This is a genomic window from Stutzerimonas balearica DSM 6083 (assembly GCF_000818015.1).
GTDB classification, from domain to species: domain Bacteria; phylum Pseudomonadota; class Gammaproteobacteria; order Pseudomonadales; family Pseudomonadaceae; genus Stutzerimonas; species Stutzerimonas balearica.
Genome location: NZ_CP007511.1, coordinates 2,003,771 through 2,017,236 on the forward strand (window position 1 = coordinate 2,003,771; position 13,466 = coordinate 2,017,236).

Consider the following 13,466-nt stretch of genomic DNA (forward strand, 5'->3'; position numbering starts at 1 on the left):
ATGCAGCAAGTGCCACCCGAGGCTATGACGGGCTCAGGCGGATTAATCCACAGAATCTGTGGACAACCCGGTGCATAGAAGCGTTACGCCGAGCTGCAGCGCCCATGCGCAGCGGCTTTGCGCTGGATTGCTCATCCTCTGATCAGCCAAAAAAGGTTGGCTGATCAATAGGTTAGTGTTAGATGGGGGCCGTGTCGGCGCCTTTACTGAAACAGCTGACGCAACCCGCTTGGCACCACGCCGGTCCAGCGCTTGAACGAGCGGCGGAAGTTTGCCGTGTCGTTGAAGCGTAGGTAGGCGGCAACTTCTTCGTTGGTGAAGCCGCGGGTTTGGTACAGATACAGCGCAACGTGCTTGCGCACACGGTCGAGTTCCGCCTGGAAGTGTGTGCCGTGCTTCTGCAGCTTTCGCTTGAGCGTGGCAGGGCTGAGGCCGAATGCCTGGGCGACCCGCTCGAGGTTGAGCGGTTCGCGGATATGTACGTGGAGGTAGTCGTACAGCTCGTCGATGAAGCTGCTGCGCCAGGTGAGCCCGGCAAGACTGTTCTGCTCGGCCACATGCCCGGCGGTCGCCGAAGCATGCGGCCAGGCTTCGTGCAGGCAGCTATAAGGCAGACTCATCATCGTCAACTGGCTATCGAAGGTCAGCGCTTCACCAAGATGGACCCAGTACTGTTCGATGTGCCGTGGTTGCGCGAAATCGAAGTGGAAGCGCCAGGGCAGGCGCTTGCCGGCTAGCTGCCGGCTCATGGCGACGACCGAGGTGACGCCGGCCTCGGCAAGGAATGGCCACTGTTCACCCGCGCCGCAGCAATCGAGCCAGTAAAGATGAGCCTGGTGCTCATCGAACAACAATCGCGGCGTCAGCAGTGGACTTAGCAGCGAGCGCAGTCGCTGCAGCCGCTCGAGTGCCTGCAGCAGGTTGCAGGCATGGCTCAGCGCATGGCTGGCCTCACCGTAGTGCCCCGGCAACAAGCGTTGCCCGAATAGGAAGCTGCTGTCGTCGGCATCGAGCAGGCGCCGGGCATTGGCAATAAGGGTGAAGAACTGTGCCGGGCTGACTTGTGCGCCTCCGCAAGTGATGTCTTCGTAGAACAGACCAGTGCCCCGCAACAGCTTGTGGCTGTCCTGTCCGCGTGACAGCGCGAGGTCGATGAGCACCGCTGGCTGATGGTGCGCGGCGATAAAGCGGGTGTCGCATTCGTAGCTGGGCATCGCCTGGCCTCAGGCGCAGCGGGGCAGGGTCTGCTTGGCCCCCGCCAGGCGTAGGTTGAGGGCCTGCAGCAGCTCATCCGCATTCTCGTCAACGGCCATGAGCGCTGAGCTCGTAGCGTGCAGATGGAGGCGTTCGCCATGACGTGACGTCCGGTGCGCAAGACTGGCGACCGCCGCTTCGAGCTCACCGGCGATGGTCTGCGCCTGGCGCTCTCCGGTGTTCGGCAGCAGCGCGACGAAGCGATCGCCGGCGAGCCGGCAGAGGAGGTCGTGGCGGCGCAGGTTCAGCAGTAGCAACTGTGCGACGGCCTGCAGCACCGCATCGCCTTCGGCTGGCCCGTAGCGTTGATTGATCGCGGCAAAATCATCCAGATCGACAGCGACGAGCGACAGCGGCTGCTCATCCTCGCGGGCCTGTGACAGCGCACGCTGCACCTGCTGACGCAGATACTCGGCCGCGCCCAGCGGGGTCAGCTTGTCGAACAACCGGTGCTCGCGGAAGTGCTTTTCCCGCTTGCTCATCTGCTGGCTGATGGCGCGCTGTTCCTGGTTCAGGTGGTAGATGCCGAACGTCAGCAGGATCAGGCCGACCGGCATTGGCGCGGTTTCCAGCCAGTTGTCCCAGGCGATTCCGGCGGGGATCTGGATGAACTCGTCGAGCAGGTCCATCCACCAGGAAAAACAGATACAGGCCAGACCCAGCGCCAGCAACCGCGTCACCCGGCCGGCCGGGCGGCTGTGCAGCAGCATGATCAGCCAGGCGAGGGCGAGGGCTGCGCAACCGCCTTCGCCGACGACGTCCATCCAGTCGATCTCGCCCCAGGATTTGACCGTGCCGACGGCGAGGAGCAGCTGCAGACCGACGTTGGCGGCCAGGGCGAGGCCGAGGAGGGTGAGGGTGTGGAGTTTGAGCAGGGATTTCATCGGGTCTCCGTGGCGAGGGTTCGCGCCAGTGCGTGAGGGCACGGAAACAGATGGATGTGACGGTTGGATGAATGGGGTGGGGGTTGAATTGGCTCAGGGTTTTTTTGGTTGGTTGCTGATTGGACGGTTTGCGGGGTGGCTCGGGAATGTGGTTTGTCCTGATGGATCAGATCAGTTCTGGACGAGGGGCTTGCTGGCATCGAGTCGATGCCGATTGCCGAGTTGCCTGGTGATTCAGGTTTCGCCCTGCTGGGCGAGTCACTTTCTCTTGCCTGGCCAAGAGAAAGTAACCAAAGAGAAGGCCACCCCGACATCCGGGTTTTGCTTCGCAAAACTCCCCTCCCTTCGGCGCTGCTCCGGGGGCCGTCGCGAAGGGACGTTCCTGTCCCTTCACTCCTCGCTCGGCGTCCTGCCTCGCGTCCCCCTGCGCAACGCCTACGCTCGGCCTCCTGACGGGGGAGTTAGTCCGAGATGCCTGACAGATAGAGAGGCTTGGTTTGTAGTTTTTGATCGATTGAAAACTATCAGGCGACTCCAATCGCCCCTTCAGGAGGGTGAACGGAGTCGTCGCGGAGAGGGGCGAGCGGCATGGATGCCGCGAGAGCCGTAAAGGGCCATGGATGGCCCTTGTACGGCGACCCTCGGAGCGACGGCGGAGAGAACGAACCCCGGCGAAGCCGGGGCCGGATGCAGGGGCAAGACTTTTTGGTTCCTTTTGGGGCGATTGCCAAAAGGAACTCGCGCAGCAGCGCGAAACAAAAGTATCGGAACACTCGGAAAAAGGACTGGCGCTCTTCCGTCATCTTGATGGTCGTGCGTCTGGAACAGGCAGCAGCCGAGGCGTGGCAGAACCGATGATCGGTTTTTCCAGAGGAGGTGAGACCCATCAGGTAGCTGCTTGGGGTAGGCAGAAAATGAAGTGCTCTATCTATCCGTCTGACTAGCCTATGCACCCCCTGACAACAGGTCATATCAGCTCAACCCCACCTCCAAAATCCCCCCAAAACCCACCTTTCCAACCCCTCCCCAAACCTCCTGTCACAGAACCGCCATATCCCCCACCTACCGTCCGCTGCAGTTCCGGGATGGACCCGGTAAACACCGTTCGGGGGATTGTTCATGAGCACATACCGCAGCGGCATCCGCCATGCAGGATTCCGCATCAGCCTGCTGGCCCTGGCTGTCAGCGCCGGTTCGGCCTGGGCCGAGGAGCCGCTGGTCATGGAGCACGTCGAAGTCATCGGCCAGGCGGTCAGCATCGACGAGGCACTGAAGGACCAGCGCAATTCCGACAGCGTCGAAAGCGTGGTTCACGCCGATGGCATCGGCCAGCTGCCGGACGACAACGCCGCCGAGGCGCTGCAGCGCATTCCGGGCATCTCGGTCGAGCGCGACCAGGGTGAAGGGCGCTTCGTCAGCGTGCGCGGCATCGCGCCGGACCTGAACAGCGTCACCATCAACGGCACCCTGGTCCCATCGCCGGAGAGCGATCGCCGTGCCGTGGCGCTCGACGTGCTGCCATCGGAGCTGGTGCAGTCGCTGTCGGTGGTCAAGACGCTGACGCCGGACATGGATGCCAATTCCCTGGGCGGCACCATCGAGGTACAGAGCCTGTCGGCCTTCGACCATGACGGGCTGTTCTACAGCCTCAGCGGCGAGGGCAGCTATGACGACAACGTCGACAAGACCAGCCCGAAATTCTCCGGCGCCATTAGCGACCGCTTCAGCCTGGGCGATGGCGTCGACAATTTCGGTGTCGCCGCAGCCGTCAGCTGGCAGGAGCGCGACTTCGGCTCGGACAACGTCGAGACCGGCGGCAAGTGGGACTTCGCCGACGACGGCGCGCGGCTGGAGGAACTCGAGCAGCGCGACTACGAGATCACCCGCGAGCGCACCGGCTTCGGGCTGAACTTCGATTACAAGCCGGACGATGTCAGCAGCTATTACCTGCGTACGCTGTACAGCCGCTTCAAGGACACCGAAACGCGTAACGCCGCCGGTGTTGCCTTCGAGGATTCGCAGCTGCCGGGCGAGACCAGTGACGCCGAGGGCTGGCGCGAGCTGAAGTCCCGCGAGGATACCCAGACCGTGCAGTCCTACGTGTTCGGCGGTGAACGCATGATGGGCCTGTGGACCCTGAGCGGGCAGGCCGGTTACAGCCAGTCGCGCGAGCGCAATCCGGGCGGTATCGCCAGCGCGACCTTCGAGGGCGATTTCGCCGATGCCGGCTTTTCCAGCAGCCGCAAGCCGCGCCTGACTATCGATTCGTCCTTCTACGACCCGGCGTCCTTCGAGCTGGATGAAGTGGAGTGGGAGAAAAGCGACACCCGCGACCGCGAGAAGAACATCCGCCTGGACCTGGCGCGCGAGTACGACATCCAGGGTTACGCCGCGCAGGCCAAGTTCGGCGGCAAGCTCAGCCGCCGGCACAAGGACAACGATAACGAGGTCTGGAAATACGACGATTTCGACGACATTGGCCGACTTTCAGGGCGGCAACGTCGACTATGCGCTCGGCCGCTTCGGCCCGGGCATCAGTGCCTCGGCCATCGAGGGCGCGATTGGCGGTCTGGATGCCAGCGAGTTCTACGATGAGGAGGAGTCGCGCATCAATGACTTCGACATGCACGAGGACATCAACGCCGCCTACCTGATGAACACCGTGGATATCGACCGCTGGCGCGTCATCGCCGGCCTGCGCTACGAGGGCACGCGCTTCAGCGCCAAGGGCACCGGCCTGCGCGATGACCAGTTCGAGTCGATCTCCAGCAGCAGTCGTTATGACCACTGGCTGCCGGGGCTGCACCTGCGCTACCAGCTGACCGACGACACCATGATCCGTGCCGCCTGGACCAACAGCGTAGTGCGCCCGACCTTCGGCCAGCTGGCGCCCGGTTTCGTCATCGACGGCAACGACGCCGAGTTCGGCAACCCCGATCTCAAGCCGCTGGAATCGATCAACTACGACCTCGGCATCGAGCACTACATGGGCCGCGCCGGCGTGGTGTCGGCGTACCTGTTCTACAAGGACATCGATAACTTCATCTACAACACCGATCTGGCCGGCACCGGCCAGTGGGCCGCGTTCGACGAAGCGCTCAGTTTCCAGAACGGCAGCAGCGCGAAGCTCTACGGCCTGGAGCTGGCCTACTCGCAGAAGCTCGACTGGCTGCCGGCGCCGTGGAACGGCCTGTTGCTGGGCGCCAACGCCACCTTCAGCCAGTCCGACGCGGACATCGAAGGGCAGGGCATGCGGCGCAGCATCGACCTGCCAAACCACTCCGACACGGTCGGCAACCTGATGCTCGGCTGGGAGAACGACCGGCTCAACCTGCGCCTGGCTGCGAACTACAAGTCGGACTACCTCTACGAGGTGGCTGGCATCGACGACGAGGCGCACGACCTGTACGTCGACGATCAGCTGTTCGTCGATTTCAAGGCGGGCTACTTCATCACGCCGAGCCTGCAGCTGACCTTCGAGGCGCTGAACCTGACGGACGAGTCCTACTACGTCTACAGCGGCCGCCGCGCCTACAACGCCCAGTACGAAGAGTACGGCCCGACCTACAAGCTCGGCCTGACCCTCACCCACTTCTGACCCCATGCCGCGCCGGTGCCCGCCGTTCCCCTTTTCGGTCGGGCGCCGGCAGGCGGCAGCCTGAATGGATACACCATGAACGCATTACCCAAAACCATGCTGCTCGGCCTGTGCATCGCATTGGCGGCCTGCCAGTCCACGCAACCAGATACACCGGCGAAGTCGGCCCAGCTGAACATCAGCGAACCGCTGCTGGCCGGCCTCGAGTACGCCCAGCTGCTAAACGGCGACACCCCCTGGACCGGCGCCGACCGTGTCCAGGTCGATGACCAGGGCCTGCAGCTGCTGGACGCCGCCGGTAACAGCCTGGCGCGCCACGCCGGGCGCTTCGAAGGACTGGACCATCGCGTCGACCGCCAGGGCCTGCTGCTCGCCACGGTCGAGCGCAAGCGCCAGCAGACGATGCTGATCGGCCTGAATGCCGCGCGTGCCTGGAGCCAGCCGCTGTACCTGCCGCGCACCGCATTCGCCATCGAGGGGCTGTGCCTGTACCGCGACAGCGCGCACAACGACTTCGTGTTTCTGCTCGGTGAGGAGGGCGTCGGCGAGCAATGGCTGGTCGGCAGTCAGGGCCGCCTGCTCGGTGAGGCGCGACGGGTGCGCGGGCTCAGCCTGCCGCCGCAGAGCGCCTTCTGCCAGACGGACGATGCCAGTGGGCAGCTCTATGTCAACGAGGAGTCCGTCGGCTTTTGGCGTTACCCGGCCGACGCCGAGGCGCCGTTGCAGCGTGAGCCGGTCGATCTGCGCCAGCCGTTCGGCAGCCTGGCCCATGCCGCAGCGGGCATGACCCTGGTGGCGGGCGGACTGCTGGCGCTCGATCCCGAAGCCTCGGTGCTGCATCTGTACCGGCAGAACGAAGCCGGCTGGCAAGCCGATGAGGTCATCGCACTGGACGGTTTCGACGAACCGGAACGCATCAGCGCGCGCCGCGGTGCCGAGGGCGTCGAGCTGCTGCTGGCGGACGAACGCGGCCTGCAGTCGGCCCGGCTGGACTGGCAACCGACCGCCCTGTCGCAAGCCGAGCCGATCGTCAGCCTGCCGGCCGCGGTGGAGACCGGCCCGGTGCCGAGCCTGGGCGATGCCGCCGATGATCCGGCGATCTGGGTCCATCCTCGCGATCCGGCTGGGAGCCGCGTGCTCGGCACCGACAAGAAGGGCGGCCTGGTGGTGTACGACCTCGACGGCAGTCAGGTGCAGGACCTGCCCGTCGGCCGGTTGAACAACGTCGATGTGCGCAGTGGCTTCCGCCTTGGCAGCAAACGCGTGGACCTGGCCGTGGCCAGCAATCGCGATCACAACAGCCTGCACCTGTTCGCCATCGACCGGGCGAGCGGGGTGCTCCGCGATATCGGCGAGGTCGCCACGCCGCTAAGCGAAATCTATGGCCTGTGCATGTTCCAGGATCGCCAGGGCACTACCTACGCCATCGCCAACGACAAGGACGGCACCTTCCTGCAGTACCGCCTCGATGGCAGCTCCGGCCAGCCGCGTGGCGAGCTGGTGCGGCGCTTCAAGCTGGACAGCCAGCCCGAGGGTTGCGTGGCCGACGACCGCAGCGAGCGGCTGTTCGTCGGCGAGGAAGACGTCGCGGTATGGGTGGTCGATGCCCGCGCCGAAGTGCCGGCGATGCCGGAGCAGGTCATCGGTGTCGGCGGGCCGGTCTACGACGACATCGAAGGACTGGCCATCTACCACGGCGAGCGCGGCGACTACCTGGTGATTTCCAGCCAGGGCAACGACAGCTACGTGGTGCTCGATGCCCAGGCGCCCTACGCCGTGCGCGGCGCCTTCCGGGTCGGCCTGAATGCCGAGCGCGGCATCGACGGCGCGTCCGAGACCGATGGGCTGGAAGTCACCTCGGCAGACCTCGGCGGCATCTGGAACCGCGGCATGCTGGTGGTGCAGGACGGCCGCAAGCGCATGCCCGAGGGGACGCAGAACTACAAGTACCTGCCCTGGTCGGCGGTTGCCGATGCGCTGGGGCTCGACTGAGCCCGTTCCCGCGGCGTCACGATTTCGTAACCCGCATGCCATCCAATGAACGCCGTCCGCGAGACGGCCGGAGTACACGAGATGCACGATTCGCTTGAACAAATGTCGGTCTGGGGGCTGGTCAGCGAGGCCAGCCTGGTGGTGCAACTGGTCATGGCCGCGCTGGTACTGGCCTCGCTCTGCAGCTGGTATCTGATCGTCCAGCGTGGCGTGGCCCTGCGTCGCTGGGAGCAGGCCTCGCGGGGGTTCCTGCAGCGTTTTCGAAGCAGCGATGAGCTGGCGCCGCTGTACCGCGATGCAAGGGCGCGACCCGCGCACGGGAATGCGCCGCTGCAAGGGATCTTCGAGGTCGGCTACCAGGCCTTCGACCAACTGCAGCGCGAACCTGGCATCGCCCCGGAAGCTGTCATCGAAGGCGTCGAGCGCAACCTGTATGTCGCCATCGCCGAGCAGGAGGCACGGCTGGAGGTCGGCCTGCCGTTGCTCGCCACCATCGGTTCGGTGAGCCCCTACATCGGCCTGTTCGGCACCGTCTGGGGAATCATGAATTCGTTCCTCGGCCTGTCGCAGGTGCAGCAGGCGACCCTGTCGACCGTGGCGCCGGGCATTGCCGAAGCGCTGATCGCCACTGCGATCGGCCTGTTCGCCGCGATTCCTGCGGTGATGGCCTACAACCGTTTCGCCGCCCGCGGTCAGCAGCTGGCTGGTACCTATTACAGCTTTGCCAACGAGCTGCAGGCGCGGCTGCATCGTCGCCTGCACGCCGGGGTGCCAAACGTCGCCGCCGCTGCCTGAGGAGGACGCCGTCATGCTGGTCAAACCTCAGCGCAAACACGGCCCGAAGGCCGAAATGAACGTTGTCCCCTACATCGACGTGATGCTCGTGCTGCTGGTGATCTTCATGGTCACCGCACCGATGCTGGTGCAGGGCGTGAAGCTCGAGCTGCCGAAGGTCGCCGCCGAAGCGATGCCGGTGGAAAACGAGCGGCAGATTCTCACGCTCTCGGTGAAGGCCGACGGCACCTTCTATTGGAATCTGGGCCCGGCGCTCGACGTCGAGAACCAGACCGACAGCGCGGTCGACCTGGCCGAGCTGCGTGACAAGGTGGCGGCCATCATCGCGGCGAACGGCGATACGCAGGTTTACGTCCGCGCCGATCAGGCCGCCGACTACGGTCGTGTGGTCGCAGGGATCGCCGAGCTGCAGCGTGGCGGTGTGGTCAACCTCGGGCTGATCACCGAAGCCCCGGCCGAGCCCGCCGCGCCATGAGCAGCCTCAGCGTGATGCCGCCTACGAACTGCCTCGCGGAACATGGCGCCTGGCGCGGTCGCGTCGGTGCTGCAGGCGTTGCCCTGGCGCTGCATGCCGGCGTGCTCGGCCTGCTGCTGCATGGCTGGACGCCGGCGCTGGAAACGGCCGGCGTGCCCGAGGTGATGCGTACCCAGTTGGTCAGCCTGCCACCCCCGGTGGAGCATGCCGCACCGCCTGTGGCCGCCGAACCGCCGCCAGCTGAGCCGGTCGCCGAAGCCGCGGAGACCCCGGTCGAGCCGCAGGCGCGACAGCTCGAGCAGGCCGAGCTTGCGTTCAAACGGGCCGAGCAGCAGCGCCTGGAGGCGGAGCGGGTCAAGCGCGAGCAGGCACGCGAACGCCGCGAACAGGCCGAGCGCGAGCGGCAGGAACGCTTGCGCGAAGAGCGGCTCGCCCAGCAAGCGCAGGCCCGCGCCGAGGCCCAGGCCCAAGCGCGTGCCGAGGCCGAGCGCCAGGCCGCGGCAGCCGCCGCCGAGCGTGCGCGGCGGGACGCCGAAGCGCTGGCCAGCCGGAGGGATCTGCCGATCGAAAAGAAGGAGCCGGCCTATCCGGCACGGGCCCTCGACCGAGGCCTGGAAGGCAGCTGCACGGTCGCCTACGCCGTCAACGCGCAGGGCAGGATCGAACACCCCCGGGCCCTCGATGACTGCCACCCGCTGTTCGTGCAGCCGTCGCTGACCGCAGCCCGCAGCTTTCGCTATCGCCCGCGCATCATCGACGGCCGTGCCGTCGCGGTGCCCGAAGTCAGAAACACCTTTCATTACCGCATCCAGTGATGCGCCCGACTCAAAGAGCAGACGAGCCCCCCGATGAAACAGGACTTCAAGGATTTCCACGCCGCGCTCGCGGCGCTCGACGACGATTCCATCAACCCCAGCCACAATCCGAGCCTTGGCCAACTGGCCGACCGTGGTCGGCGCAGCCTGCTCAAGGGTGGCCTCGGCCTGACCGCGATCGCCTTCCTCGGCGGCGGGCTCGCAGCCTGTCGCAGCGCGACCGGGCGCGAGTCGTTGCTGGGCTTCGAGGGCATCCCGCCGAAGCTCGACCCTGCCTTCGACGGGGTTGAGGTGGCCCCCGGCTATAACGCGCGGGTGTTTTTCTCCTGGGGCGATGCGGTGCTCGCCGACGCCCCGCAGTGGCAGCCCGATGCCAGCGATGACTGGCAGGCCCAGCTCAAGCAGGCCGGTGACAATCATGACGGCATGCACTTTTTCCCGTTTCCCGACGACCCCAACGGCCATGGCCTGCTGGCGATCAACCACGAATACGTCAACCCGCCGCTGCATCCCGACGGCATGCAGGTGGTTGACGGCAAACGACCGCTGGATGAGGTGCGCAAGGAGCAGGCCGCCCATGGCGTCAGCATTATCGAGGTGAAGAAGGATGCCGAGGGTCGTTGGCAGCGCGTCATGCCGTCTGCCTACAACCGGCGCCTCACGGCCATGACGCCGATGGCCGTGAGTGGGCCGCTGGCGGGCCACGAAGCGCTTAGAACCGCCTCCGATCCAAGCGGGCAAGAGATCCTGGGAACGTTGAACAACTGCTCGAGCGGCTTTACGCCGTGGGGCACCTACCTGGTTTGCGAGGAGAACTGGCACAACTACTTCGTCAATCGCGACGCCGACGATCTGGCGCAGCGCGTCTCGCACAAGCGCTATGGAATCGCCGGCCAGGGGCCGAGCAAGCTCTATGGTTGGGAAACCGCCGATCCCCGCTTCGATGCCACCCCGGACCCGACCCAGCCCTACGGCGGGCATGTACATGAACCGAACCGCTTTGGCTGGGTCGTGGAAGTCGATCCGTTCGACCCGCGCAGCAAGCCGGTCAAGCGCACCGCCTTCGGCCGCTACTGCCGCGAATGTGCAGTGCTGTCGCTTGGCGAGGATGGCCGCATGGCGTACTACTCCGGCGATGACACCAAGGGCGAGTACATCTACAAGTTCGTACCCGACGGTCGCTACGTCCCCGGCGCCGACCAGGCCAACCGCCGCCTGCTCGACAGCGGCACCCTGTACGTCGCGCGCTTCGATGCTGATGGCAGCGGCCGCTGGCTGGCGCTGGTGCACGGGCAGAACGGCCTGACCGCCGCCAATGGTTTCGCCGATCAGGCCCAGGTGCTGCTCAATGCCCGGGCCGCGGCCGACAGAGCTGGAGCGACGCCGATGGACCGCCCCGAATGGGTCGCCGTGCACCCGCGCAGCCGCGAGGTCTACGTGACCCTGACCAACAACGACGAGCGGGGCGGCAAGCAGCCGACCGACAAGGCCAACCCCCGGCCGCACAACCTGCACGGCCAGATCCTGCGCTGGCAGGAAGCTGCGGGAGACCCGACGGCGACAACCTTTACCTGGGAGCTGTTCCTGCTGGCCGGTGAACGGTCCGGCGCTCGGGACCAGACGGGCCAGCCGCTACCGGCGAACCTGATTGGCACCATCGATGGCGATATTTTCTCCTCGCCGGACGGTTTGGCATTCGACGCCGACGGGCGCCTGTGGATCGAGACGGACTACGGTGATGACGAGCCGGCCATGCAGGCGATGGGGACGAACCAGTTGCTCTGCGCCGACCCGACCACCCGCGAGGTCCGGCGCTTTCTGGTCGGCCCGCGCGGCTGCGAGATCACCGGCATCACCTGGAGCCCCGACTACCGCGCCATGTGGATCAACGTGCAGCACCCTGAACTGAGCTTCCCGGCCGGCGACGGCAAGACACGCCCACGCGCTTCGACGGTGCTCATCACCAAGAATGACGGCGGCGTGATCGGTACCTGAAGCCGCCAGCGGCGGCTCGCGGGGGCCGCCGCTGTCAGTCGCGGTAGAACACCTGCACCAGGTGGTAACCGAACTGGCTCTTGACCGGACCATGCACCTCGCGCAGCGGCTTTTTGAAGATCACCTGATCGATGCTGCGCACCATCTGCCCCGGGCGCACCTCGCCGAGGTCGCCGCCTTTCTTCCCGGACGGGCAGGTCGAATACTTGCGCGCCAGCACGTCGAACGCCTCGCCATTGGCCAGGCGCTTTTTCAGTTGCGCGGCTTCGGCTTCGGTCTTGACCAGAATATGGCGGGCCATGGCTTTGGGCATGTCGCGATCCTCGTGCATTGAGGGGCGCGATTGTAGTCGCCCTGGCGCGGTTGTCGATTGCGCCGCCGCTGCGCTTTGCGGAGCGTCCTGCCAGGCTCGACGAACGGTAGTTCTGTGTTCGGTGCTGGTAGCGCTAACATCCAGCCCGACAAACACAACAACAACGGATTTCCCGCATGCCTTCAAAGCAGCCTTTCCGGGCTACCGCGTTGCCGGTCCTGGTCGTCATGGGCGTGAGCGGTTCGGGCAAGACCGATACCAGCCACGCCGTCGCCGACGCGCTCGGCCTGCCGCACATCGAGGCGGACAACTTTCACCCTGCGGAAAACGTCGCGCGCATGCGTGCCGGCACGCCGCTGTCCGACGCCGACCGCGTGCAATGGCTGCACGCCCTGATCGGCGAGATGCAGCGCACGCTCGAGAGCGGCAGTGGCTTCGTGCTGGCCTGCTCGGCGCTCAAGCGCAGTTACCGCGAACTCTTGCGCAGCGCCGTCCCGGGGCTGCGCTTCGCCCATCTGGCCATCGATTACGACACCGCGGTGCAGCGCGTCGGTGCGCGCCCGGGGCATTTCATGCCGATCTCCCTGGTCGATAGCCAGTTCGCCACGCTGGAATCACCGGAGGGCGAACCCGGCGTATTGACCGTGGATGCCAGCCAGCCCCGCGAAGTCGTCCTGCGCCAGATCGTCGAATGGATGCAGGGCGCCGGTCTGGATGAGCTGATCGAAACCCGGGCCGATCTTTCTTCGCGCCCGTTTGATAGCGCTACCACAGCGCCGCCGCTGACCAACGAGCCGATCTACCGCGGCGCGGTCGCCCAGCAGTTCGACCGCCTGACCGATTGGCTGATGGCTGCGCTGATGGCCTTCATGGTCATCGTGGTGTTTTCCAGCGTGGTGCTGCGCTACGCCTTCGGTACCGGCTGGACCGGCGCCGAGGAGCTGTCGCGGCTGGCGTTCGTCTGGCTGGTATTCGTCGGCGTCGCTTCGAGCATGCGTCGCGGCGAGCTGATGAGCTTCGCCATGTTGCGCGATCGCTTCCCGCATCTGCTGCGCCGGCTGGTCGACTCGCTGAGCTGGCTGCTGGTGGCGGGCGCGAGTTGCCTGGCGGCCTGGGGCGGCTGGAACCAGATGCAGTTCGGCTGGACCATCAACAGCCCGGTGGTCGGCTACCCGCTGGGGCTGGCGATGTTGCCGGTGGCCGCCAGCATGGTCGCGCTGGCGGTACTGGCGTTGCTGCAACTGGTGAATGTCTGGCGGCGCGACCAGCCTTCGGCGGTTGCCGCTGCGAATGTCACCGCTGACTGAAGCGACGCCGCGCTCAGAACAATACGGGCACTGCCCAA

General features: G+C 65.7%; 10 protein-coding genes and 1 pseudogene. 8 read left to right on the forward strand and 3 right to left on the reverse strand.

All coding sequences use genetic code 11. The features are described from left to right. Window positions 1-203: 203 nt before the first annotated feature. The gene (locus CL52_RS09175; RefSeq protein ID WP_043220053.1) at window positions 204-1,214 is read right to left on the reverse strand and encodes an AraC family transcriptional regulator; all 1,011 of its coding nucleotides are present in this window, start codon (window positions 1,212-1,214) and stop codon (window positions 204-206) included. A gap of 9 nt (window positions 1,215-1,223) precedes the next feature. Then, complete coding sequence (locus CL52_RS09180; protein ID WP_043220055.1) at window positions 1,224-2,138, reverse strand: GGDEF domain-containing protein; 915 nt, start codon at window positions 2,136-2,138, stop codon at window positions 1,224-1,226. A gap of 1,221 nt (window positions 2,139-3,359) precedes the next feature. Here CL52_RS09180 and CL52_RS21435 point away from each other — a divergent pair. The 7 genes and pseudogenes from CL52_RS21435 to CL52_RS09210 form a co-directional block, all read left to right on the forward strand. Then, window positions 3,360-4,538, forward strand: a pseudogene (locus tag CL52_RS21435) (TonB-dependent receptor plug domain-containing protein); the annotation flags it as partial. Continuing rightward, window positions 4,438-5,736: a TonB-dependent receptor domain-containing protein gene (locus CL52_RS21440; RefSeq protein WP_235366406.1), complete on the forward strand. Its 1,299-nt coding sequence runs from the start codon at window positions 4,438-4,440 to the stop codon at window positions 5,734-5,736. The pseudogene CL52_RS21435 and the gene CL52_RS21440, both read left to right, overlap by 101 nt. Before the next feature lie 75 nt (window positions 5,737-5,811). Continuing rightward, entirely contained in the window at window positions 5,812-7,728 is a 1,917-nt protein-coding gene (locus CL52_RS09190) for a phytase (RefSeq protein WP_043220057.1), read from the forward strand. Window positions 7,729-7,809: 81 nt separating this feature from the next. After that, window positions 7,810-8,523: a protein TolQ gene (gene tolQ, locus CL52_RS09195; RefSeq protein ID WP_043220060.1), complete on the forward strand. Its 714-nt coding sequence runs from the start codon at window positions 7,810-7,812 to the stop codon at window positions 8,521-8,523. Window positions 8,524-8,536: 13 nt separating this feature from the next. Beyond that, window positions 8,537-8,998, forward strand: coding sequence for a protein TolR (gene tolR / locus CL52_RS09200; protein ID WP_041105616.1), 462 nt, complete (start codon window positions 8,537-8,539; stop codon window positions 8,996-8,998). After that, window positions 8,995-9,813 (forward strand): energy transducer TonB, encoded by an 819-nt coding sequence (locus tag CL52_RS09205; RefSeq protein WP_144385183.1) that lies wholly within the window; start codon window positions 8,995-8,997, stop codon window positions 9,811-9,813. The genes tolR and CL52_RS09205 overlap by 4 nt, the downstream gene beginning before the upstream one ends. Before the next feature lie 33 nt (window positions 9,814-9,846). After that, entirely contained in the window at window positions 9,847-11,808 is a 1,962-nt protein-coding gene (locus tag CL52_RS09210; RefSeq protein ID WP_043220062.1) for a PhoX family protein, read from the forward strand. Between the two features lie 34 nt (window positions 11,809-11,842). Here CL52_RS09210 and CL52_RS09215 read toward each other — a convergent pair whose 3' ends face one another. Beyond that, entirely contained in the window at window positions 11,843-12,121 is a 279-nt protein-coding gene (locus CL52_RS09215) for a peptidylprolyl isomerase (protein WP_011913333.1), read from the reverse strand. 227 nt (window positions 12,122-12,348) lie between these two features. Between CL52_RS09215 and CL52_RS09220 the strand changes: the two genes are divergently transcribed. Continuing rightward, window positions 12,349-13,428, forward strand: a complete 1,080-nt coding sequence (locus CL52_RS09220; RefSeq protein WP_082042014.1) for a gluconokinase, GntK/IdnK-type — start codon at window positions 12,349-12,351, stop codon at window positions 13,426-13,428. The last annotated feature ends 38 nt before the right edge of the window (window positions 13,429-13,466 follow it).

Coding starts and splice junctions, on each gene's coding strand:
- CL52_RS09220 (WP_082042014.1), top strand. CDS start 12,349: ATGGGCGTGAGCGGTTCGGGCAAGACCGATACCAGCCACGCCGTCGCC.
- tolQ (WP_043220060.1), top strand. CDS start 7,810: ATGCACGATTCGCTTGAACAAATGTCGGTCTGGGGGCTGGTCAGCGAG.
- CL52_RS09175 (WP_043220053.1), bottom strand. CDS start 1,214: ATGCCCAGCTACGAATGCGACACCCGCTTTATCGCCGCGCACCATCAG.
- CL52_RS09210 (WP_043220062.1), top strand. CDS start 9,847: ATGAAACAGGACTTCAAGGATTTCCACGCCGCGCTCGCGGCGCTCGAC.
- CL52_RS21440 (WP_235366406.1), top strand. CDS start 4,438: ATGAAGTGGAGTGGGAGAAAAGCGACACCCGCGACCGCGAGAAGAACA.
- CL52_RS09180 (WP_043220055.1), bottom strand. CDS start 2,138: ATGAAATCCCTGCTCAAACTCCACACCCTCACCCTCCTCGGCCTCGCC.
- CL52_RS09215 (WP_011913333.1), bottom strand. CDS start 12,121: ATGCCCAAAGCCATGGCCCGCCATATTCTGGTCAAGACCGAAGCCGAA.
- CL52_RS09190 (WP_043220057.1), top strand. CDS start 5,812: ATGAACGCATTACCCAAAACCATGCTGCTCGGCCTGTGCATCGCATTG.
- CL52_RS09205 (WP_144385183.1), top strand. CDS start 8,995: ATGAGCAGCCTCAGCGTGATGCCGCCTACGAACTGCCTCGCGGAACAT.
- tolR (WP_041105616.1), top strand. CDS start 8,537: ATGCTGGTCAAACCTCAGCGCAAACACGGCCCGAAGGCCGAAATGAAC.